Annotated in this window: 20 protein-coding genes; all 20 read right to left on the bottom strand. The window is 55.7% G+C overall.

The window, feature by feature from the left end; translation table 11 throughout:
• Positions 1–165 precede the first annotated feature (165 nt).
• The 20 genes from galF to wzb all read right to left on the bottom strand — a co-directional run bounded on the left by galF (position 166) and on the right by wzb (position 22,557).
• Positions 166–1,059, bottom strand: coding sequence for a GalU regulator GalF (gene galF, locus N6P30_RS20070; RefSeq protein WP_032663231.1), 894 nt, complete (start codon positions 1,057–1,059; stop codon positions 166–168).
• A 176-nt stretch (positions 1,060–1,235) separates the two neighbouring features.
• Entirely contained in the window at positions 1,236–2,627 is a 1,392-nt protein-coding gene (gene wcaM, locus N6P30_RS20065; protein ID WP_154827337.1) for a colanic acid biosynthesis protein WcaM, read from the bottom strand.
• Between the two features lie 12 nt (positions 2,628–2,639).
• Positions 2,640–3,860 (bottom strand): colanic acid biosynthesis glycosyltransferase WcaL, encoded by a 1,221-nt coding sequence (gene wcaL, locus N6P30_RS20060; protein WP_032663229.1) that lies wholly within the window; start codon positions 3,858–3,860, stop codon positions 2,640–2,642.
• The gene (wcaK, locus tag N6P30_RS20055) at positions 3,857–5,137 is read right to left on the bottom strand and encodes a colanic acid biosynthesis pyruvyl transferase WcaK (protein WP_008499431.1); all 1,281 of its coding nucleotides are present in this window, start codon (positions 5,135–5,137) and stop codon (positions 3,857–3,859) included. Before wcaK ends, wcaL begins: the two co-directional genes overlap by 4 nt.
• 17 nt (positions 5,138–5,154) lie before the next feature.
• Positions 5,155–6,633 carry a colanic acid undecaprenyl disphosphate flippase WzxC gene (wzxC, locus tag N6P30_RS20050; protein WP_032652667.1) on the bottom strand — a complete coding sequence of 493 codons (1,479 nt, stop codon included), beginning with the start codon at positions 6,631–6,633 and terminating at the stop codon, positions 5,155–5,157.
• 1 nt (position 6,634) lies between these two features.
• Positions 6,635–8,029 (bottom strand): undecaprenyl-phosphate glucose phosphotransferase, encoded by a 1,395-nt coding sequence (wcaJ, locus tag N6P30_RS20045; protein WP_008499429.1) that lies wholly within the window; start codon positions 8,027–8,029, stop codon positions 6,635–6,637.
• Between the two features lie 46 nt (positions 8,030–8,075).
• The gene (cpsG, locus tag N6P30_RS20040; protein WP_032622651.1) at positions 8,076–9,446 is read right to left on the bottom strand and encodes a colanic acid biosynthesis phosphomannomutase CpsG; all 1,371 of its coding nucleotides are present in this window, start codon (positions 9,444–9,446) and stop codon (positions 8,076–8,078) included.
• 111 nt (positions 9,447–9,557) lie between these two features.
• The gene (gene cpsB / locus N6P30_RS20035; protein WP_021241455.1) at positions 9,558–10,994 is read right to left on the bottom strand and encodes a mannose-1-phosphate guanyltransferase; all 1,437 of its coding nucleotides are present in this window, start codon (positions 10,992–10,994) and stop codon (positions 9,558–9,560) included.
• Between the two features lie 3 nt (positions 10,995–10,997).
• Complete coding sequence (gene wcaI, locus N6P30_RS20030; RefSeq protein ID WP_058673329.1) at positions 10,998–12,221, bottom strand: colanic acid biosynthesis fucosyltransferase WcaI; 1,224 nt, start codon at positions 12,219–12,221, stop codon at positions 10,998–11,000.
• Positions 12,218–12,697, bottom strand: a complete 480-nt coding sequence (locus N6P30_RS20025) for a GDP-mannose mannosyl hydrolase (RefSeq protein ID WP_008499425.1) — start codon at positions 12,695–12,697, stop codon at positions 12,218–12,220. Before N6P30_RS20025 ends, wcaI begins: the two co-directional genes overlap by 4 nt.
• Before the next feature lie 2 nt (positions 12,698–12,699).
• A complete protein-coding gene (locus N6P30_RS20020; protein ID WP_013097874.1) occupies positions 12,700–13,665 on the bottom strand; it encodes a GDP-L-fucose synthase family protein in 966 nt (321 codons plus the stop codon).
• 2 nt (positions 13,666–13,667) lie between these two features.
• Positions 13,668–14,789, bottom strand: coding sequence for a GDP-mannose 4,6-dehydratase (gene gmd / locus N6P30_RS20015; protein WP_058673328.1), 1,122 nt, complete (start codon positions 14,787–14,789; stop codon positions 13,668–13,670).
• Between the two features lie 24 nt (positions 14,790–14,813).
• On the bottom strand, positions 14,814–15,362 hold the full coding sequence (gene wcaF / locus N6P30_RS20010) for a colanic acid biosynthesis acetyltransferase WcaF (RefSeq protein ID WP_058673327.1): 549 nt from the start codon (positions 15,360–15,362) through the stop codon (positions 14,814–14,816).
• Between the two features lie 15 nt (positions 15,363–15,377).
• A complete protein-coding gene (wcaE, locus tag N6P30_RS20005; protein ID WP_008499420.1) occupies positions 15,378–16,124 on the bottom strand; it encodes a colanic acid biosynthesis glycosyltransferase WcaE in 747 nt (248 codons plus the stop codon).
• A gap of 16 nt (positions 16,125–16,140) precedes the next feature.
• Positions 16,141–17,361 carry a colanic acid polymerase WcaD gene (gene wcaD, locus N6P30_RS20000; protein ID WP_058673326.1) on the bottom strand — a complete coding sequence of 407 codons (1,221 nt, stop codon included), beginning with the start codon at positions 17,359–17,361 and terminating at the stop codon, positions 16,141–16,143.
• Complete coding sequence (gene wcaC / locus N6P30_RS19995; protein ID WP_023293848.1) at positions 17,336–18,553, bottom strand: colanic acid biosynthesis glycosyltransferase WcaC; 1,218 nt, start codon at positions 18,551–18,553, stop codon at positions 17,336–17,338. The genes wcaD and wcaC overlap by 26 nt, the downstream gene beginning before the upstream one ends.
• Positions 18,550–19,041 (bottom strand): colanic acid biosynthesis acetyltransferase WcaB, encoded by a 492-nt coding sequence (wcaB, locus tag N6P30_RS19990; RefSeq protein ID WP_039025009.1) that lies wholly within the window; start codon positions 19,039–19,041, stop codon positions 18,550–18,552. The genes wcaC and wcaB overlap by 4 nt, the downstream gene beginning before the upstream one ends.
• Positions 19,041–19,883: a colanic acid biosynthesis glycosyltransferase WcaA gene (gene wcaA, locus N6P30_RS19985; protein ID WP_021241458.1), complete on the bottom strand. Its 843-nt coding sequence runs from the start codon at positions 19,881–19,883 to the stop codon at positions 19,041–19,043. Before wcaA ends, wcaB begins: the two co-directional genes overlap by 1 nt.
• Before the next feature lie 65 nt (positions 19,884–19,948).
• A complete protein-coding gene (wzc, locus tag N6P30_RS19980; protein ID WP_008499415.1) occupies positions 19,949–22,111 on the bottom strand; it encodes a tyrosine-protein kinase Wzc in 2,163 nt (720 codons plus the stop codon).
• A gap of 2 nt (positions 22,112–22,113) precedes the next feature.
• On the bottom strand, positions 22,114–22,557 hold the full coding sequence (wzb, locus tag N6P30_RS19975) for a low molecular weight protein-tyrosine-phosphatase Wzb (protein WP_021241460.1): 444 nt from the start codon (positions 22,555–22,557) through the stop codon (positions 22,114–22,116).
• Positions 22,558–22,559: the final 2 nt, after the last annotated feature.

Raw genomic sequence — 22,559 nt, 5'->3', positions numbered from 1 at the left:
AAACAAGGAAAAATCTCTGTCTAAACCAGGAAGCAACATTCCGGATAGCCTCATTTTACCTATTGATATTCTTACAAAAAAAAAAGGTAGCAAGAGCGATTGCTTAAGCTGTAAACAGCCCAAATACGCTCATTGCTACCCATTTATGTTAAACAATCTTGCGACTTATTCTGTCAGTAATTTCTCAATTCTCTTACGGAACTTCGCCCCTTCCTTCAGGTTGCGCAGCCCATAGTTCACAAACGCCTGCATATACCCCATTTTCTTACCGCAGTCATAGCTGTCGCCGGTCATCAGCATCGCGTCAACAGACTGTTTTTTCGCCAGCTCGGCAATCGCATCGGTGAGCTGGATACGATCCCAGGCGCCTGGCTCGGTTTTTTCCAGTTCCGCCCAGATATCGGCATTCAGAACATAGCGACCCACCGCCATCAGGTCCGAATCCAGCGTCTGCGGCTGATCCGGTTTTTCGATGAACTCAACGATGCGGCTCACCTGCCCTTCCGTCTCCAGCGCTTCTTTGGTCTGAATTACGGAGTACTCGGAGAGATCGCCTTTCATGCGCTTCGCCAGCACCTGGCTACGGCCCGTTTCGTTGAAACGTGCCACCATTGCCGCCAGGTTGTATCGCAGCGGATCGGCGGACGCGTTATCAATAATGATATCCGGCAGCACAACGATGAACGGGTTATCACCCACCACCGGACGGGCACAAAGAATAGAGTGTCCCAGACCCAGCGGCTGCGCCTGACGCACGTTCATGATGGTCACGCCCGGCGGACAAATAGACTGCACTTCCGCCAGCAGCTGACGCTTAACGCGCTGTTCTAGCAACGCTTCGAGTTCGTAAGAGGTGTCGAAGTGGTTTTCTACCGCATTCTTGGACGAGTGCGTAACCAGGACGATTTCTTTGATCCCTGCAGCAACAATCTCGTCGACAATGTACTGAATCATTGGCTTATCGACGATCGGCAGCATCTCTTTAGGAATGGCTTTTGTGGCTGGCAGCATATGCATGCCCAGGCCTGCTACCGGAATGACTGCTTTCAAATTAATCATTATTTCTTCCACCTTAAAATGGTTGACGAATTATAGCTCTTAAACCTGTTTTCGCCAGCATGATTTGCCGTAACCCTTAAGCAATGTTACGCCTTAGCATCACATATTTCTGTAGTTGTAATCTGATTCGATCGCGCTTTTATGCCAGGAATAGTCTCAAAACAGATTATTGTCGATTATCTGTGCGGAAGCGCAAAGTTCAGCCTTTCCACATTCACCACCTGCTGGTCGACACGGTCAATATCCACCGAGCTTTGCCCCTTCTCATTAACGGCTTTTATGTTCGCCAGCGACAGCAGCGTCTCGTCTTTCGCCATGAATTTTCCTCGCACATCCTTGCGCAGATCGAAGTTTATCTTCAGGGCAGGCCCCACGGCAGCTTCCTGCATGACATTGATATTGCGTAAAAAAAGATGCTGCGGCTTGTTGTGCAGTTCCAGCGTAGCACGCTGCATTTCCACGTTGGTAATCGCCACAAACGAGGTCGCGTTACCGGATGAAATCTGTATTCCGCGCAATTTATACGCAAGCTGGCGGTTATCGAGGTGAATATTATTGAGCTTAAAGTTCTGCGGGATGGACAAATAATCGCCTTTTATGACCCCATAGCCGATTAACATTCCCGCACTGTTGACCATGTCGACATTATCAATAATGAAATTATCACAGCCATAAATCGCCACCGTGGCGTTGTCTATTCCCGCCTTTTTACTGAAGTCTGGGGTGATATTTTTGGCCTTAATATTGCGGATAATAAAGTGTTTTCCGTTTTCCACGTGCACCAGCTGACGACAGTTGCTGCCGGTGATGTTGGCCACCACGAAGTTCTTAACGGTTTGCTTTTCCGGGTAGTCGTTGTCGTAGGTGCTCCCGGCAAGGCCAATGCCGATGCCCCAGTTGATCTTGCCGTTGGTGCAGTTGATGTTGTCGATGACATGGTCGGAAATCAGGATATTGCGATCGTTGATGGCGACGTTCCATTCGATCGCATCGCCCTGCAGATGGCTAAATTTGCTGTTGGTGATGCGGGCGCCGTCCACCTGGTTGTGGAATCCCTGGCGCAGGATGGCGTAATTGGCCTGACTTACGCTGATGTTATCAATCACCAGATTGCGCATCACGCTCGGTTTCTTACCGCCGATGTAGATTTGCGTCACAGGACCAAAACCGCTCATGGCCAGCCCTTTAATTACGCAGTCGGAGCCACGTACATCGAGAGTGATATTCTCTGTCCGTCCCTCGCCTTCCCCTATCACTTTGCTGCCTTCCTGCAGAACAAAGCGGCCGCGGCCATTGCCTGTTAACGCCCCGCGGATCAGCAGCGTTTTACCGTCGGGAATGAAAATACCCGTGTTGATGTTTTCACAGGTCAGCCCGGCAGGGACAATGACCGTGTCCCCGTCATTAAACGCCTGCTTAAAGGCCGCGATCCAGTCGTTGTTATTGTACTGATTAACAGAGACCGTTCTTCCGCTCGCCGCCCGCGCAATGCGGGACGACAGCAGCGGCGTAGCTGCCAGAACGGACAGAGACGAGACAAAGGTGCGTCGGGTAATCTTTTTCAGCATACATCCTCGGCGTTACAACGTTTGCAGCAGGCTGGCTAACTGACGGTTAATCACCTGCTGGTTAAAATCGGCTTCAACTTTTTGTCGGGCATTATGGAGCACAGGCTCCAGCGCCTGCTGGTCGATATCGCTGAAGGCAGCTAAGCGATCGGCGAGCGCCATGGCGTTATTCTCCGGCACCAGCCAGCCGGAATGGTCAGACTTAATCAGCTCCGGGATCCCGCTGTGAATGGTCGAGACCACCGGTATCCCGACGGCCATCGCCTCCATCAGCGCCACCGGAATGCCCTCCATATCGCCATCGGCTCCCGTTACGGAAGGCAGCAGGAACACATCTGCCTCATCGAGCATCGCCTTGACCTCGTGGCTCGGCTTGAAGCCCGGCATCTCTACAACATCGTCCAGCTGATACTGTTCGATAAGCGTGCGCAGACGACGCTCCCACGGCCCAATCCCGAGAATGCGGTAGTGGAAATCCACCCCGCGCGCTTTAAGCTGGCGGCAGGCTTCAATCGCCACATGCAGGCCTTTCTTCTCGGTCAGACGCGCGACGGAGATGATCTGCAGCGGTTTACCCGGCACTTTCACCGGACGGCGGGTAAAGCGCGTTAAATCCACGCCCATGCGCGAAACGGCAATTTTCTCTCCCGGGCAGCCCATGCTTTTCAGGCGTCCGGCCCACAGTTCACTGATGGGCAGCATCATGTCGCCGCGGCGGAAAAGCTGCTGGTACTCCGGCGTATAATGGTTCAGCACTTCACGGCTGGAGATGTCGATACCGTGGAAAATGGTCGCAATTTTACCGTCAATCACGCCCAGTTCGCGTAGCTTCGCGGCGGTCACGCCTGCCGGGCCAAAGTGGGCGATAAACACGTCAGCACGATACGGCTGCGCCGTTTGCCCGCAGATGGCCGAGAGAATTAAATTGCGTGATTCCGACCCATAGCGGGAAACATTCAGCGCCCGCCACGTCGACGCGCGATGGATCCCACGTAAGGTCTGGCTGGCGCGGTGGCGCAGCTTACTCAGCTTCCCGGACGGCTCGTCCTGCAGCCAGCGTGTTTTGGCCTCCAGCCCATACTGGGTATACGCCGCATGGGTGTTTTGGGTATCGCCCTTTTGCAGGGCGATAATCTCCACGTCATATCCCATATCGATAAACGCGGTGATTTGATTCAGAACAAAGGTCTCAGACGACAGCGGAAATTTCAGTAAGAAGAAACCAACCTTCATTTCCCCTCCCGCACGCGGTCAAGTACCGATTTCACCATCCCAATGCCCTTCTCGCGCTCGGCTTTCACCGCCACCGCCAGACGTTCATTGATCGCAGGCAGCTGGCCGAGCGTGTCGCCCACCATCGCACCCAGCGACCCGTCCAGCAGATGACGAATATCAACGGCCATTTCCGGCATACCGAGCTGCTGCATAATGCCCGCGGACTTGTGCTCGTAGTTAATAGCGATGGCTGGCGTGCCAAAGTTCATGGAGATAATGGCCGAGTGCAGTCGGGTGCCCACGGTCAGGTCGCAGGCGGAGAGCAGCTTGCCCATCTCCAGGTCGTTCAGCTCGTCCATCACCACGTGATAGCGGGACGGATCGTTCACCAGGTTGCGCAGGTTGAGCGCCACCATGCGGTCATCTTTGTTGTAGCTGTCGATACCGGTACAGGTGGATAGCGCCAGCACCTGGTACCCGCTGTCCAGCACGCGGTTCACCACGTCGGCGAACGCTTGCTCATACGCCGCCTGCGTCGTGCCTAAACGTTTATCGAATGGCGCCAGCTCGCGCAGGGTGATCGCGACGGTTTTCTGTTTCGCCGTAACGCCGAGCCAGTGCTGCACCGCGTAGCTCGGCTGGAAGCTGTCGTCCTGGTGATCCACCAGCCAGGCGGTGTCCACGCCGTGCTCAACTTTTGACGTATCAATCTCGCTGCGCTTCATCATGTCAAGGCTGACCGACTCGCGTAGGATCAAGGCATCGCAGTGGCCAAACACATAGTTCGCCAGCTGGTTAAACTGCGGATCCTGGAAAGGCCCCACGCTGTGGCCAATCATAAACAGCGGCTTTTTCGCCATGAACGTACAAAGCGCATGCTCAAACTGCGGCACGCCGTAGAGATCGACGAAGAACGAACCGCCGACCTGAATAATGGCGTCATAGCCGGAGAGCAGACGGACAAAATCCGTAAAGCCCTGGGCAATGGCGATATTGCGCAGCTTGCCGGTATCGGTCACCCGGGAAAGCAGCACCTGATGCTGGTAGCGACGACGCAGTACTTTCTTCACGCGGCCCATCACGCCCGCGGCGTTGTTATGCTGTTTCATCTGGCTGTAGAGCGGATCGCCCATTACCGGGCGGTTCAGTAACCAGGATGAGCTGACAGGATAACGGCTCATCACGTCCACTTCGGTCTCAGGCTTAAGGGTGTTAATTGCATCCAGTAAACCGCGCAGGATGGCGCTGTCGCCACGGTTGCCGCAGGTATGGTTGCCAAGAATTAATAATTTCATAATGGCCTCTTAAATAACTAGCCTGCGCGAAGCAGCGTTTTCATTTTTTCGTTACGGCAAAACTGGCGCTTCATCTCAACCACGAGCGCATTGCGCGACAGCACAATCATCACGACGAAGGCCAGCGCACCCGCGGCAACCTGCACCGCCAGCAGCGCGGCCAGCGGCAGATGCCCGCTGAGGATAATGCCCAGGCCGTAGCTCACCGCCAGGGTCGGCAATGAGAGATAGAACGGCAGCCACAGGCTCAGGATGTACTGACGGTAGCTGGAGCCCAGCACCGGTTTAATCATGATGAAGTAGCTCAGGACGGTATTGACGATCTGCACCAGCAGGAAGCCCAGCGTCACGCCAATAGCGCCCGCCATGTGCCCGCCGACGATAATTGCCGGAATAAACAGGAAGGTTTTGAATACGTTGAACTTAAAGCTGATGTCCACGCGCGCTTTTGCCATCAGCAGGGACCCAATCGGGTTCCCCACGGAGCGCAGCAGCCCCACCACGCACAGCAGCTGCAGGATCGGGATGATGCCGTTCCATTTCTCACCAAACACCAGCGGTACGAAGTTGCTGGACACCACCATCAACCCCAGCAGCACCGGGAAGTTGATGATCCCCACTACCGAAAGCAGCTTGTAAAAGTTAATGCGCAGCTTTTCGGTGTCGTCCTGAATCTTGGCAAACGCCGGGAACAGCACGCGGGTGATTATTGGGTTCAGCTTCATCGGCGGCACCACCGCGACGTTGTAGGCCAGGTTGTAGCCCCCCGCCACGCTCGCGCCGAGAATACGTGCCAGCACCAGCGTCGAAAGGTTGGTGTTCACGTAGTTGATAATGCTGTCCGCCGTCAGCCACGCGCCAAAGCGCAGGTTGGACGAGACGGACGCAAGAGAGAAATGCAGTCCCGGGCGGTAAATTTTACGCCCAAAGTAGCCGAACAGCAGCGTGCGCACGGCAGAGTTCACCAGGTAACCGAGGATGGCGGTCATCGCCAGCGGCCAGAAATGGGCGCTCACGACGGTAAAGGTAAAGCCCGCCAGCACGGCGCTGGTCTCGATCATGCCGATCTTATTGAACTCCAGCTCTTTCTGCATCAGCGCGCGGAACTGTTGCCCGTGGGGGATTACCACGAACGCAAACGACAGCGTACGCATCAGCGGGGCGAGATCCGGGTTGTGCAGCACGCTGGCGATGGTATCGCTCAGCAGGAACACCAGCACAAACACGAAAATCCCCAGCCCCACGTTCAGCCAGTAGAGCGTGGTCAGCTCAAGATGGCTGATCTCTTTGCGCTGGATAATCGAGTTGGCGATACCAAAGTCAGACAGCGTATCGGCCAGCGCAATGATCACCAGCGAGACGGTCAGCAGGCCGAACTGGTGATTATCGATAATGCGCGCCAGCACCGTCATCTGCACCAGGCCGAGGCCAATGATGACGATGGTCGCCATCGCTGACCACTTGGCGCCGCTGATGGTTTTTTCACGTAAGCTCATCTTAGTACGCCGCTTTGTTCACGAAACCTTTGAAAATGGTCAGAAAAACAATCTTGATATCGAACCAGAGGCTCCACTCGCGGATGTACTCCAGATCGAACTCGATGCGTTTTTCCATTTTTTCCAGCGTGTCGGTTTCGCCGCGCCAGCCGTTGATTTGCGCCCAGCCGGTGATGCCCGGCTTCACCTTATGGCGCAGCATGTAGCCTTCAATCAGCGAGCGGTACTGCTCGTTGTGCGCCACCGCGTGCGGACGCGGGCCAACAATCGACATCCCGCCGGTAAAGACGTTGATAAACTGCGGCAGCTCGTCCAGCGAGGTGCGGCGCAGGAAGTTCCCCACGCGGGTGACGCGCGGATCGTTCTGCGTGGCCTGGGTCACCACCTTGTCGTTCTCCATCACCTTCATGGAGCGGAATTTCCACACCATAATCGGCTTACCGTCCATGCCGTAGCGGGTCTGACGGAAGATAACCGGTCCTGGCGAGCTCAGCTTCACCGCGAGGGCAATGCAGCACAGCACCGGGGAGATGAGCAGCAAAATCAGCGAAGAGAGCACGATATCTTCCAGACGCTTCAGCACGCGGTTAATACCGGACAGCGGCGTGTCGTACAGCGGTACGACCGGCACCCCGTTCACCTCTTCAATACGGGAGTGAAGAATGTTGAAGGTAAACACGTCCGGGATCAGGATCACTGAACAGGTGGTATCCGCCAGCTCGCGCATCAGCTGCTTAATGCGGGATTCGTCTTTCATCTGCATGGCGATGTAGACGTTGTGAATTTTGCCGGCTTTGGCATCGTCAATCAGCTGATCGTAGTTGCCCGCCCAGTCGGCAGGCACGCCGCCAGGCTTTGCGTCGTGATAAATCCCGACCACTTCAAAGCCTAACCATGGCTCTTTGCGGAAGCTGTCGAGCAGCACTTTCCCAACCGGCAGATCGCCTGCCACCGCCACGAAGCGACGGTTATAGCCCCGGTTGCGCAGCCAACCCGCGCCAAAGCGGATCAGGGAACGGCACACCACCATGCCGACGCTGGTCAACAGATACCAGCTCAGATAGGTCACGAGGCGATTATCAAAATCATGGCTAAATGCCACCAGGCCTGCGCTGAAGATCAGGCTCAGGGTCCAGTTCTGCAGCAGCAGCATCAGTTCAGTGGTCATTTTGACGCCGCGCCACGAGCGGTAGAAATCGGTCATACCGCCGATCATTTGAAACACGACCAGCGCAATCAGGGCCATCAGCAGATGCATATATAAGAACGGCAGCCCGCTGATCCGACACACCGCCCACAATCCACCGACCATGATGGTGATATCAGAAAAACGCTGCACCATAGAGATTAACGATGCATTCGTTCTCGCTCGTTCGCGTTTTTTTAGATTCGTCATCGTTGTTCCTGTATTCGGTTCCCCCTCCCACCGGGAGGGGCAGTTATTACTGATTCAACAGCGCCAGAATGTCCTTCGTTCGGGCTTCCATGAGCGCGGTGTCAGCGCGGGACTCCACGTTCAGGCGCACCACCGGCTCGGTATTGGACGAGCGCAGGTTAAAGCGCCACTGCGGGAACGCCATGCTGATGCCGTCGGTACGGTCAATTTCCAGCGCGTGGATGGCAAAGTGCTGCTCCACGCGGGCAATCGCCTCGGCAGGCTGTGCCAGCTTGCTGTTGATCTCTCCGCTCGCCGGGAACGCCGCCATACGGTCGCGCACCAGCTCGCCCAGGGTTTTCCCCTTCAGGCACAGCAGTTCAGTCACCAGCAGCCACGGGATCATCCCGCTGTCGCAGTAGGCAAAGTCACGGAAGTAGTGGTGGGCGCTCATCTCGCCGCCGTAGATGGCGTCTTCTTCGCGCATGCGCTCTTTAATGAAGGCGTGACCGGTTTTGGACATCACCGGCGTGCCGCCTGCGGCAGACACCACGTCGACGGTGTTCCAGGAGAGGCGCGGGTCATGAATGATCTTCGCGCCAGGGTTTTTCTCGAGGAACGCTTCCGCCAGCAGGCCGACAATGTAGTAGCCCTCGATGAACTGCCCTTTCTCGTCGAACAGGAAGCAGCGGTCAAAATCGCCGTCAAAGGCGATACCCATGTCCGCGCCGTGTTCAATCACCGCGTTGCGGGTGTCGTCGCGGCACTCCGGCAGCAGCGGGTTAGGAATGCCGTTCGGGAAGTTGCCGTCCGGGGTGTTGTGCACTTTGACGAAGGTCACCGGCACGTTCAGTGCTTTAAAGCGCGCTTCAAGGGCATCGACAACCGGGCCAGCCGCGCCGTTGCCGGAGTTAATCACCAGCTTCAACGGCTTCAGGTTTGCCACGTTGATGTAGCCCAGCAGGTGGTCGATGTACTCTTTCTGCAGGTTGATTTTTTTGTAGCTACCGCGCTTCGCCTCGTTCACCGGCGGGAAATCGTTGGCTTCCGCCAGACGCTGCACGTCGCGCAGGCCGGTGTCGCCGCTGATAGGACGGGCGCCCTTGCGCACCAGCTTCATGCCGTTGTAATCCATCGGATTGTGGCTGGCCGTCACTTCAATACCGCCGTCCACGCCCAGGTGGAAGGTGGCAAAGTAAATCTCTTCGGTTCCGGACAGGCCGATGTCCAGCACGTCTACGCCCGCGTCCTGCAGCCCTTTCGCCAGCGCCAGCTTGAGGGATTCACTGGTCAGACGCACGTCGCCGCCCAGCACGATGGTCTGCGGTTTTAAGTATTCGCCGTACGCGCGGCCAATGCGCCACGCAATGTCTTCATTCAGCTCTTCGCCCAGCTTGCCGCGAATATCGTAGGCTTTAAAACAGGTTAATTTATCCATGATGACCCCTTTTTCAGGCAACAGTCGGTCCTGACCACTAAATGGCCAAATTAATTTTTTTGTCATTCGTAGGCCCGGTAAGCGCAGCGCCACCGGGCATGATGCAGAGAGCTACACTCGCCCGTAGCGGTCCTGGAAGCGCACGATATCGTCCTCTTCCAGATACGAGCCGGAGCGCACCTCAATTAAGTCGAGAGGAATTTTCCCCGGGTTCTCCAGACAGTGCGTCGCCCCCAGCGGAATATAGATGGACTCGTTTTCGCCCAGCAGTTTCACTTCACCGTCAATGGTGACTTTGGCGGTTCCCGCGACCACCACCCAGTGCTCGGCGCGGTGATGGTGCATCTGCACCGACAGCCCCTCGCCCGGCTTCACGGTGATGCGTTTCACCTGATAGCGGTCACCGGCGTCAATGGAGTCATATTTGCCCCACGGACGGTAGACTTCGCGATGAATGTGGTGCTCGTGACGGCCATCCGCCTTGATCTTCTCCACCACTTTTTTAACGTCCTGCACGGCGTTACGGTCGGCAATCAGCACGGCATCTTTGGTCTGGACCACAACAAGATCTTTTACCCCAACCGTGGTGACCAGGCCGGACTCGGCGTAGACGTAGCTGTTTTCCGTTTTGTGGCTAATGACATCGCCGTGATGGACGTTACCCTCCGGGGTATGGGCGCTGATCTCCCACAGGGAGGACCAGGATCCAACATCGCTCCAGCCCGCATCCATCGGTACCACGACGGCGTCAGCCGTGCGTTCCATCACCGCATAGTCAATGGACTCTTCCGGACAGGCGAGGAAGGCCTCTTCATCCACGCGGATGAAGTCGAGATCCGGATCCACCACCGCCATCGCTTTCTCGCAGGCGCTCAGAATATCCGGGCGATATTTGCGCAGCTCTTCCAGATAGCGTCCGGCGCGGAACAGGAACATCCCGCTGTTCCAGTAATATTCCCCGCTGGCGACATACGCCTGCGCGGTTTCCAGATTCGGTTTTTCAACGAACTGCGCCACGTCAAACGCCACGCTGTCGCCTTCACCCGGCGTCACGTTGCCGCGACGGATGTAGCCGTAGCCGGTTTCCGGCAGATCCGGCACGATGCCGAAGGTCACCAGCTTACCGCTCTCAGCGTAAGGAATGGCCGCACGCACCGCGTCGCGGAAGGCCTCTTCCTGCTGGATCACGTGGTCTGCCGCCAGCACCAGCATCAGCGGGTCACAGTCCGGGCTGCTGCGTTTTGCCGCCAGCGCCGCCAGGGCGATAGCCGGTGCGGTATTGCGTCCGGCAGGCTCCAGGATGATATTTTCTGTGAGTTTGTTCAGCTGGCGCAGCTGCTCGGCAACAATAAAGCGGTGCTGTTCGTTACAGATCACCACCGGGCTTTCACACTCCACGCCGTGGAGACGGTTTACCGTCGTCTGCAGCATGGTGAGATCCCCTTTCAGGCAGAGGAACTGTTTTGGATAGAGCACGCGGGACAGCGGCCACAACCGGCTACCAGAGCCACCAGCCATCACAACCGGATACAAAGTGGTTTGACTCATGATTTATCCCCGTATATCTGCAATAAATTGGCTCAGCACGTTCTCTTTCTCGAGCGTGCGTTCGGCATATTCACGTGCCACCGTGTTCACTTTTGGCATGGCAAGTGCCTGTTCAATGCCGGTGACCAGCGCCGGAACCGATTCCGGCTCTACGCACACCGCAATCCCCGGATAGCTGTCACACAGCTGGCCTAATTCAGTTTCGTCTTCGGCCGTAATCACCGCGTTACCGCCCACGGCCAGAATGTTGGTCAGCTTGGACGGCAGCACCGCATCCGCCGCGCCGCGCTTTTGCACCACCAGATGGCAGTCGCCCATCTTCAGCAGCGCAGGCAATGCCTCGTAAGACTGAAGCGGGAAGAATTTCACGTTGGTCAGGCCGCGAACGCTTACCATTTTTTCCAGCCGCGCTTTTCCCCCCCCCTGCCCGACAATCACAAACATCCATGGATGTTCATTCAGCAGTTGAGCCGCCTCGATCACGCTCTCCAGCCCCTGCTTTTCGCCGATATTGCCTGAGTAAAGAATGATTTTTTGATCTTCAGGCAAACCGAGCTGCGCGCGCAGCGCCTGAGCGTCTTGCTCAGTCACGTCGCGAAAACGCGCCACTTCGGACCAGTTCGGGAAGAAGATCACCTTCTCCGCCGGGACGCCTTTCTCCTGCGCTTTGTTCATCATGGAGCGCGAGATCGTTGAGACGTAGTCCACGTTGTGTAAGCCACTGCGCTCAAACGCGCTGGCGAGCTTCGCCACCTTGCCGCCTTTGCTTTTGCCTGCCATCCCCAGGCCCAGCATGGCGTCCACTTCATAATCCTGAATGTGCAGCAGGGTGCGCGCGCCGGAGAGTTTGCCCAGCAGGCGCATGCCCGGCGTGCAAAACAGCGTCGGCACCACGCCGATAATGCGATCCGGCTTCCAGCGACGCTGCGCCATCAGCGGGAAGAAGCTGCTCAGGGCAAAGCTGCCGAGATGAATCAAGCGCTTCAGCGTCGAGGGCTGCTTAGGCACATACAGCGGGCAGCGCCAGACGGTCGCTGCACCCTCTTCGCGACGGTAGCGCCAGCTTGAGTAGCGCTCCCCCACTTTCCACTCCGGGTAGTACGGCGGCGCGGTAATGACCCGCACGTCATGTCCCTGGCTCGCCATCCACTCGACCATCTCGCCGGTGTATTTCCCGATACCGGTTAATTCCGGCGAGTAGTTGATTCCGTATACGAGGATCTTCATAAGCCCGGCACCCCGGACTGACGTTCAGCGAGGAAATAGGCACGGCTGTTGTCATGCACATTGTCGCTCGCCAGCAGCGCCTCTGGCGTCTGCCAGCGGTAGTCGTCATGCTGAGAATCAGGCAGACGCAGGTCTGCCTCACTCACCTTCAGGCGGAACCCCAGCACGATGTAGTGCGTGGAGAACCCGGTGCCCGAAAAGTTATCGTCATAGAAGTGCTGCCAGACCCCGTAAAACTGGCCCGCTGCCATCGGCAACTGCAGGCCCAGTTCCGCCAGAGTGAGACGCTCAAACGCATCGGTCAGCGTCTCATCCTTTTGCACGCGCCCGCCGGGCACGAACCAGAAGCCCTGTGCAGGACGGTTGGTTCGTTTCCCCAGCAAGAACTCGCCGCGTTCGTTCTCCACGATCAAATCAATTGAGATGAGCGGAGTGGAACGCACTACCGTGGCAAAATCTTCCTGACTTAAAAACATCGTTACCCCCGGAAGCGATGCTGGTTTTCCAGGAACCACTGATAGGTGCTGGCCAGCCCCTGCTCCAGTGACACCTCGTGATACCAGCCCAGCTGATGCAGACGGGTTACGTCCAGCAGTTTGCGCGGCGTGCCGTCCGGTTTCGTGGCGTCAAACACCACGCGGCCTTTGTAGCCCACCACCTGCGCGATGGTCTGCGCCAGCTCGCGAATGGTGCAGTCCACGCCGGTGCCCACGTTGATGTGCGACAGCATCGGCTCGGTGTTCTCCTGCCACACCTCGCGATCCAGCTCCATCACGTGAATGCTGGCCGCAGCCATGTCGTCCACGTGCAGGAATTCGCGCATCGGCGTACCGCTGCCCCACACCACCACATCCGGCGCGTTCTCGGCGGTCGCCTCGTGGAAGCGGCGCAGCAGCGCCGGGATCACGTGCGAATTGCTCGGGTGGAAGTTGTCGTGCGGTCCGTACAGGTTGGTCGGCATTACCGAGCGATAGTCGCGGTTGTACTGACGGTTGTAGGACTCGCACAGCTTGATCCCGGCAATTTTGGCAATCGCGTACGGCTCGTTGGTGGCTTCCAGGGTACCCTGCAGCAGCTCGCTTTCAGCGATCGGCTGTTTTGCCATTTTCGGGTAAATACAGGATGAGCCGAGGAACAGCAGCTTGTTCACGTTGTGCAGATGCGCCGCGTGAATGATGTTGCTCTCAATCATCATGTTTTCGTAGATGAAATCCGCCGGGTATGTGTTGTTGGCAACAATGCCGCCCACCTTCGCCGCCGCCAGATACACCTGGTCAATACGTTCGTTTGCAAAGAAGTCCTGTACCGCACGGCTGTCGAGCAGGTTCAACTCGTCGCGCGTGCGGACAACCACTTCGACGTCACCGCGCTGTTCGAGCTGGCGAACAATCGCGGAACCCACCATTCCGCGATGACCGGCGACAAAAATACGTTGTTTTGTCATTCTCAGGACTCCAGCGCGATGGCAACCTCGTAGCCATGAGACTTGAGCAGGGAGTGTTTTTTCGCTGCTTCAAGATCTTTGGCTACCATCTCGGAAACCATCTCCTGCAGAGTGGTTTCTGGTTTCCAGCCCAGCTTCTCGTGCGCTTTGGTTGGGTCACCCAGCAGGGTTTCCACTTCAGCAGGACGGAAGTAGCGTGGGTCAACCTGCACAATCACGTCGCCTGGCTTCACGCCCGGTGCGTCATGGCCGGTCACGGAAACCACGATGCCCTTCTCTTCCACGCCGGTGCCTTCGAAGCGCAGCTTGATGCCCAATTGAGCGGCAGCCATTTCAACGAACTGACGAACGGAGTACTGCACGCCGGTGGCGATCACGAAGTCATCTGGCTGTTCCTGCTGCAGCATCATCCACTGCATTTTCACGTAGTCTTTGGCATGGCCCCAGTCACGCAGGGAATCCATGTTGCCAAGGTGCAGGCACGATTCCAGACCCTGCGCAATGTTGGCGATAGCGCGGGTGATTTTGCGGGTCACGAAGGTTTCGCCGCGACGTGGAGATTCGTGGTTGAACAGAATGCCGTTACAGGCGTACATGCCGTAGGATTCACGGTAGTTCACGGTGATCCAGTAGGCGTACAGTTTCGCTACCGCATACGGAGAACGTGGGTAGAACGGCGTGGTCTCTTTCTGTGGGATTTCCTGCACCAGGCCGTACAGCTCAGAGGTGGATGCCTGGTAGAAACGGGTTTTCTTCTCAAGACCCAGGAAGCGGATCGCCTCCAGCAGACGCAGGGTACCCATGGCGTCCACGTCAGCGGTGTATTCCGGAGACTCGAAGGAGACCGCAACGTGGCTCATCGCCCCCAGGTTGTACACTTCATCCGGCTGCACTTCCTGCAGGATACGGGTCAGGTTGGAGGTATCGGTCAGGTCGCCGTAGTGCAGGTGGAATTTCGGGTTCGCCGCGTGAGGATCCTGATAAATATGATCGACACGTTCGGTGTTAAATGAAGACGCACGACGTTTAATACCGTGTACTTCATAACCTTTTTCCAGCAGTAACTCTGCCAGGTAAGAACCATCCTGCCCGGTAACGCCGGTGATGAGAGCGACTTTAGACATGTTTATATTCCTCTACTTATGAATTTAATCAGTTTCAACGCGTTCGCGTATCACCACTGCGGGGTTGCCACGACAAATTTTATTTGCCGGTAGCGATTTAAAAACGCTGCTGCGGGCACCGACTACCGTGCCATCGCCAACAGAAACACCCGGTGCAACAAAAACATCCGTTGCCAGCCAGCATTTTTCACCGATCACAATAGGCGAAGCGGTAATATCAAAATGCGGGCTCATAAAGTCGTGGCTGCCGGTGCACAAATAACATTTCTGTGAAACCACCGAATTCGCGCCAATCGTAATCTCGCCCAGGGTATATAACACCGCGTCATCCCCTACCCAGGCGTAATCCCCAAGCGTTAATTTCCAGGGATAGGTAATTTTCACCGAAGGACGAATGACTACGTTTTTTCCTATTTTCGCGCCAAACAGACGCAATAAAAATGCTCGCCAGCGGTACAGTATTTGCGGTGACCAGGCAAATAGGGTGGCCTGAACCGCCCACCATAGCTGCACTTTAATACCGCCCGCCCCCCGAAAACCTTTCGGTACGGAGAAACCGTTCAGATCCTGCATTACGTTTCCTTATATTCAGGCTTTGTTATATAAGGCTTTCGTTTTACTCGTGGTACGCACGCGTAAAAAATAAGATAATTCCGCCCAGAATCCCGGCACGCGTAATATTTTACGCTGCACGTTTTTGGCATCCTGGCACAACTCCAGATTATTCGAGGTTGACACACCCCCCATTGAAAACTCAGATACCAGCCCTTTAATTCGGCGGAACGGGTAACCTGACTTATACAGACTGGCGGCCAGTGCATAATCGGATGACACTTTATACTGCAAATCGTAAGGCTGTTTTTTCAGACCTTTTACCGGGAAGAAAATGGCCTGATGGCTGGCCGGTAAGCTGTGGTAGATATACCAGCCCGGCTTCGCGCTGCGGCACACTTTATGTCCGTCGCCAAAATCAAGCAGCGCATCGCCAATATACATGGCGTCCTCTTTCTGGCGCGCCAGCTGGCGGGCAAACAGCGCCACGTCGTCATGGAAGATATCACCCGAATTCAGGAAGATGGCATAACGGCCTTGCGCCATGTTAATGCCTTTGTTCATAGCATCGTAGATGCCTTTATCTTTCTCGCTGATGTAGCGTAAGTTGAACTCACCGTTGAGTTTTTCCAGAAACTCTGCCGTGCCATCGTTCGAGCCGCCGTCGACCACAATCCACTCAAAGGTGAGGCTTGGATCGCGCGCCAGGTTGCGCAGCGAGCGCCAGGTTTTTACCACCCCTTCGTAATTACGAAAAGCGACAGTAATGACGCTAAGAAACATAAATCACCTCATTTCGTCATACGTGCGTAATATTAAGCGCCTTGCGCAGAATAAACGGACAGACAATCAAGAAAGCATATTCCGGGCTAAATATTGACCCGGTAAAAAACAGCGACACGGGCGTAAACAGATAAAGTTGCACGCGAAAGTTCTGGTTATCACCAAACGCGTTAATCATCATTTTGAAAACTTTAAACAGATACCACAGCGTCAACAGTACGGCGAACCACGAAAAATAAATAATTAACAGATACAGACCATTGTCTATGGTTTTACCGACATCCGCACCGTTAAAGATTCCGAATGATGCAACATATTCGTAAAGTGAGCCGAATCTTACTACACCATCAATATGGGTTAAGGAATAACCCACCATCACCAGTGGTCCAATGATGCGATAATAGGACGAGGATCCTTCCGTTCCCAAATCACCCAGACGTTCTGAGATGTAGGGGAAGGCAAATATCACGCCCACCATAAATACCGTCAGAGAGATAATCGCCAGCGGCAGTTTTTTCTTAATCGCATCTTTGTTCAGGTACTGAAACGCCCATTCCAGCAGGTAAAACAGGATAAATGTCATTACCCCTGAGAACGATCCAGACAGAACGATTCCTGCAAGAATCATAGCATCGGTCTTAGGCGTTTTGATACCAAACTGTTTGATGCTGAGCCAAATTGAGATTAACGCCAAAGCGAAAAACGCCGGTTCAAAATAGAGGGCCGTGGTACGCTTCCCGCCGAACTTGATGAAGTTCAATACATAGTTGTTGCTGTAAATGAGATATTTCGAAATTATCTCCATCAGGCTGCTGCCGCCGGTGAGAATAATTTGCGCCATCTCCATAGCAGCAAGCATAACAATTAACGCAACGGCAATATAAAAGAACCTGAGGATTTTCCGATAATTGTGCGGAGAAATCGTTTTAAAGCGAATACTCCAGACCATGCCGATAATAATGACAATATAAACAAACAGCATGGTCGAGGTGACGTATTTACTGGCATCCAGCGACTGGCCGAAGATATAGTTAAAAAGCGTCAGACCCGTCCCCAACCCTAAGGCGATCATCAGCTTCTTCAGGTTGATTTTATCGACATACAGCAGAAGCAGAACGGGCAAGAAGGTGACGATGGTTATCGGGAAGCTTTCGCCGAGCTGGGCAATCTTAACGTTGACCAGCAGGTAAATCAGCGGCAGCAGCAGATAACTACAGATTCTGATAGAACGAGACATACTCCTCCAGCATCTGTTGTCCACTGTAGGCCTTGCGGCTGCGGTTGCGGAACGATTCCAGGTCGGTGCCAAAAACGGCCTGAGCGATCTGCGCCTTCGGCAATTGCACCAGCGGCAGAACCTCCTGCTCCGCAAAAGTTTTCCCGCCGGATTTTTCCAGCACCTCACGTGCCGCATCGCTGTGGGTGGCAATCACCGGCACGCCGATGGAGAGCGCTTCACAGAGGATTAGCGGGTAGTTATCCACGCGGGAGCTGAACACCAGCGCATCCATTTCATTCAGCGCGCTCATCAGCTTGCGCTTATCGGTTTCAAACCCGTGGTTCACCACGTTAGCCCCTTCGAACGGTGAAAATTTGCCGAAGGTGTGAAGCTCAATTTTGTCACCCAGCGCCATCATGTCGCGCACCAGCTGCTGGTTGGTTTTCCCGTCGTAACGCAGGTCATGCGCAACGATAGCGATTTTCGGTTTGCCCGTGGTTTGCGCCACCGGCGTCAGGTCGGCGAGAATGGCTTCCGTCGCCACGTCGATGCCGTTGTTAATAATCTGGCAGCGCCCTGCCCCGTACAGACTGTTGAAGGCATCGGCCACATGCTGGCTCGGGGAGATAAACGTACAGCCGAGCGAGAGCATGTCGCGGAAAAGCTGGCGCTTTCCGGCCACCAGCTTGTGCGCGCGATCCACCTTCACCGGCGGATAGTTGCTCAGCGTCGGGCATTTCTGGCAGTTGTTTTTCCAGCCTTCGCAGCCGTCGGTAAACGCGCAACGGCCGGTTACGCTCCAGTGATCGTGCAGCGTCCAGACGAAGCGGGTGTCGGGCTTGTGGGCCTGCACCTTCTGACAAAACGCCACCACCTCTTCCAGATTCAGCCAGTAGCTGTGCAGCACGTGAAAATGCAGCACAACCGGGCCGGTGGTGCGGGTCACCGTGCGATAAAGCGTATTCAGGTTGCCAAACAGATCGCGGTTAAACAGACGGAACAACGCAATGTTGGCAATCGAGGTCAGGCGCGGCGTGTGCTTATGCACCTGCGGGAAGTTATCGTGACTGACGCTTTTCTTGCCGCCCTTGCCATAGCCATAAATAAATCGAGACTGAAGTCCTTTTTGCAGCGCGCGCTGGTGCAGATCCAGCGCCACCCCTGCCGCTCCGCCTTCTGCGAGGCGTACGTTAAATTGCAGAATATTCATTTAATCACCTTCACGCGGGCTTTCTCTCCCACCACCAGCGCGTTATCCGGAATGGTGTCCAGCACCACGCTGCCCGCACCAATCGTGACGTTGTTACCAATCGTAATGTCGCCAATGATCACCACGTTCGCGCCCAGCTCGACGTTATTGCCAATGACCGGGCAGGCCAGGCTGTCTGGCCCACGGTTGCCAATGGTCACCCCATGGCGGATGGTGAAATCATCCCCGGCGACCACGAACTTGTTGATCACCACCGCATAGCCGTGATGGATGGTAAAGCGACGGCCAATGGTTGCAGCGGCCTGAATTTCATAGCCAAAAAAGCATTCGGTAATGATGCGGTACAGCACCAGCACGGGGGCCGCCCAGATGTTGTTCAGGACATTTTTCTTACGCCACACCGAGCAAAAATGCGCGATGCGGTACGCCAGAACCATGCAGCAAGGACGCAGGCTCCAGCTGTTAGCGCGGCAATCTTCCAGAAACATTATTTCCCCCGAAGTCCATCAGCCAGGCGCTTGCCGTTACGTATGGACAACAGCGTCAGCAGCGTGCGCCAGTTCATGCGCTTATTGCGGATCTGATAGAGGGTAAAGAGCTGATATTTACGGCTGGCACGGTCAAACTTGTCCTTGTGCTTGCGGTAAAAATGGAAGTAGCCCGAGAACTTCTTCGGCGACGAGGTGATCTGCATCTCCCCGTGGTTGATGTGCAGGATCTGCGTGGCCTCTTCCACTTTCCACGGCTCGCCATACTCCACCACCATCCGCAGGAAGATGTCGTAATCCTGCGCGGCCTTCAGTTCGGTATCGAACAGGCACTCCTTGAAGCGCCACGCCCAGGTGAAGACCTGGTTACCAATGATGTTGCGCTTGTAAAACAGGCGTCGAGAGTACGGTGATTTCGGATAGAGCGGCAGGCTGGCAGGCTGCGAGTACACCTCGCCCTGACAGACATAGTCGTTGGCATACAGGAACGCGTGCGTGACCAGCTGCTCTTTATGCGACAGGAAAATAGACAGGCGGTTCGGCGTCCATTCGTCATCGTCGTCGATGCCGGTCAGATACTGCCCTTTGGCCTGCATAATCGCCTGATTACGTACAGCACAGGCGCCAGAGTTAATCTCGTTGTGGGTATAGACCACCCGCGGGTCGTTGAGGTCAGTCACGAATTTTTGCAGCTGTTCATACGAGGAAGAGCAGTCATCAACGATGATCAGCTCCCAGTTATCGTAATCCTGACGTAACACCGACTTGATTGCGCGGATCGCCAGCTGCTGACGATTCCATGTCGGCATATAGATTGAAACTAAAGGGCGTTGTGTGGTCATGATCTTCCCCTGATCCCTCACCCCGCCCCTCTCCCCTCGGGAGAGGGTTAGGGTGAGGGGGATTGTTATTTGCTGTCAGACTTATATTCGTACTCGTAATACCCGTAATCCTGGTACCCGGTCGCGCGGCGGAAGATGGAGTTCAGGATCACCCCTTTCACCTCAATCCCGTTCTGCTCGAAGCGGCTCAGGCTGGTTTCCACCTCTTTCAGGGTGTTCACCGCGTAACGCGCCACCATCAGCGTCGTACCCGCATGGCGACCCACAACGGCAGCATCGGTCACGGCCAGAATCGGCGGCGTATCGATCAGCACCAGGTCGTAGTTTTTGCTCGCCCACTCAACCAGCTCGGTAAAGCGTTCGCTCATCAGCAGCTCGGACGGGTTAGGCGGTACCTGCCCACGTGGGATCAGGTCAAATTTCGGCACGGTAGTCGGTTTCGCGCTCTGGCTGATGTCACCTTTGCCAAGCAGGATCTCCGACAGACCGTTGACGTTGTTGGTGCCCAGCAGCTCGTGGGTGTAGCCCTTGCGCATATCGCAGTCGATAAGCAGCACGCGCTTGTTGGTCTGGCTAACGACCGCCGCCAGGTTGGCGCAGACGAAGGTTTTACCGATTGACGGGCTGACACCGGTCAGCATCAGGACGTTGTTTTTAGCCTGCATCATGGCGAAGTGCAGACTGGTACGCAGGCTGCGTATCGCTTCAATCGCCAGGTCGGTTGGGTTACCCACCGCCAGCAGCTGGCTCTGTTTGTAACGCTTAACGCCTTTGATGGTTTTGACGCTGTCACGGGATTTTTGCCACTCAGACAGCGGAATGCTGGCATAGACGTTGATACCGTTCTCTTCCAGCACCTGCGGGCTTTCGATACCGCGGTTGAACAGCGAACGCAGCAGCACGCCAACGATGGAGAGCATCAGGCCGAGAATAATGCTGCCGAGAATGATCAGCGCTTTCTTCGGCTTCAGCACGCCAGGCTGGGTAATCGCCGGGTCGACGATGCGCACGTCACCCACGGTGCTTGCCTCGGTGATTTTCAGCTCCTGCTGCTTGTTCAGCAGCTGCATGTAAACCTGCTGTCCTGACTCCACGTCGCGGGTCAGACGCACGATCTCCTGCTGCGTTTTCGGCATCGCGGTCACACGGTCATTGAGCTTCGCCTTCTCCTCTTCCAGCGTGCGGCGTTTCTCCAGCAGCGTGCGGTAAGCCGGGTGACGTTTGGTGTAAAGCTTGGAGATCTCCGCCTCTTTGAAGGTCAGCTCGTTGAGCTGCGCGTCAATGTTGACCATCGAATCGAGGACCGATTTCGCCTCCAGCGGCAGGTCGACAGAGTCTTTATCCTGGCGGTAGGCGTTCAGCTTGTTCTCGGCATCATCCAGGCGGGCGCGCACTTCCGGGAGCTGTTTCGACAGGAACGCCAGGCTTTTCGCCGCTTCAGCCGACTTACGCTCAACGTTCTGCTCAAGGTAGTTGCGGGTAATGCTGTTCAGGATGTCGCGGATCTGATCCTTATCTTCCCCGGTAAAGGTCATGCTCAGCACGCCGGTGTCCTTACCGTTTTCGGTGACGGTCAGGTTGTTTTGCAGGTTGTTGATCATCCCCAGCGTGGAGAATTTGGTGACGGTAAACTCCCCGCCCTCCTGGGCGTTGATCGCACTGACCATCATGCTGACGCCGTCTTTGCTCAGCATCTGTCCGACTTCACCGCGCGCGCTAAAGCCCGCGTCGCTGGTCAACTGATACTGTTTCGGGCCAAGCACCGTCAGGGTAAAGGTCTGATCGGCTGCCCCTTTTGGCAGCACGAAGTCAGTGACCTTCACCGTGTCGTTGCTTCTGCCCATCAGCCGATCCCAGCCCGCACCAAAGATTGGGAAGGTATTTTTGGTGACGGAGATATCGAGCCCAAGGTCGTGAACCGTTTTACCCAGCACCAGACGTGACTGGATGAGCTGGATTTCAGCGTCAGAGGCCGGCGGCTTGTTCGCCAGCGCAGAGCCAATGTCCTGCACCAGCGAGTTACCGGTATTCTGCTCGATCTGCACCAGCGCATCGGCGCTGTAGATAGGGGTGGCGAACAGCGTATAGACGACGGCCGCCGCGGCAAACACGGCGGTAATGCCCAGCACCCACCACTTTGCCTCGATAACCGTGCCAACCAGGCGCCCAATATCAATTTCATCACTGCCCGAAGTCGGGGCGGCAGAAGGTTTTGTTTTTTCTGTCATTGTTATCCCTGCTGAGCTTTCAGTGCCTGCGCCCACTGTTGGGCAGACTGGTCAAGTAAGGTGTAAACCGCCTCGAAAGCCTCATGGCTTTTGCGATATGGATCGGGGATTTCACGTTCATTGTCCCAGTGTCCAAACAGCATCACCTTACCGCGCATCTCCGGAGCGATATCGCACAGCGCTTGAATATGGCGTTTTTCCATCGCCAGAATCAGGTCATACTCACGGCACATGCGGCCAGTGACCTGGCGGGCAACATGCCCGTCGAGAGAGAGGTGATGGTCCCGCGCCACGCTCATTGCGCGCTCATCGGCACCTTTACCGACCAGTGCACCCAGCCCTGCCGAATCAACGGTCAGTTCGGGCTGGTAGTGTTTCAACAACCGTTCAGCCGTAGGGGAACGGCAAATGTTCCCCACGCATACCACCAGAATTTTGTTAAACATCG

It is taken from the genome of Enterobacter sp. PL1 (assembly GCF_945957325.1).
Taxonomy (GTDB): Bacteria; Pseudomonadota; Gammaproteobacteria; order Enterobacterales; family Enterobacteriaceae; genus Enterobacter; species Enterobacter roggenkampii.
The sequence above is the reverse complement of the archived record's forward strand: the minus strand, read 5'-3'. Positions and strand labels throughout refer to the sequence as shown.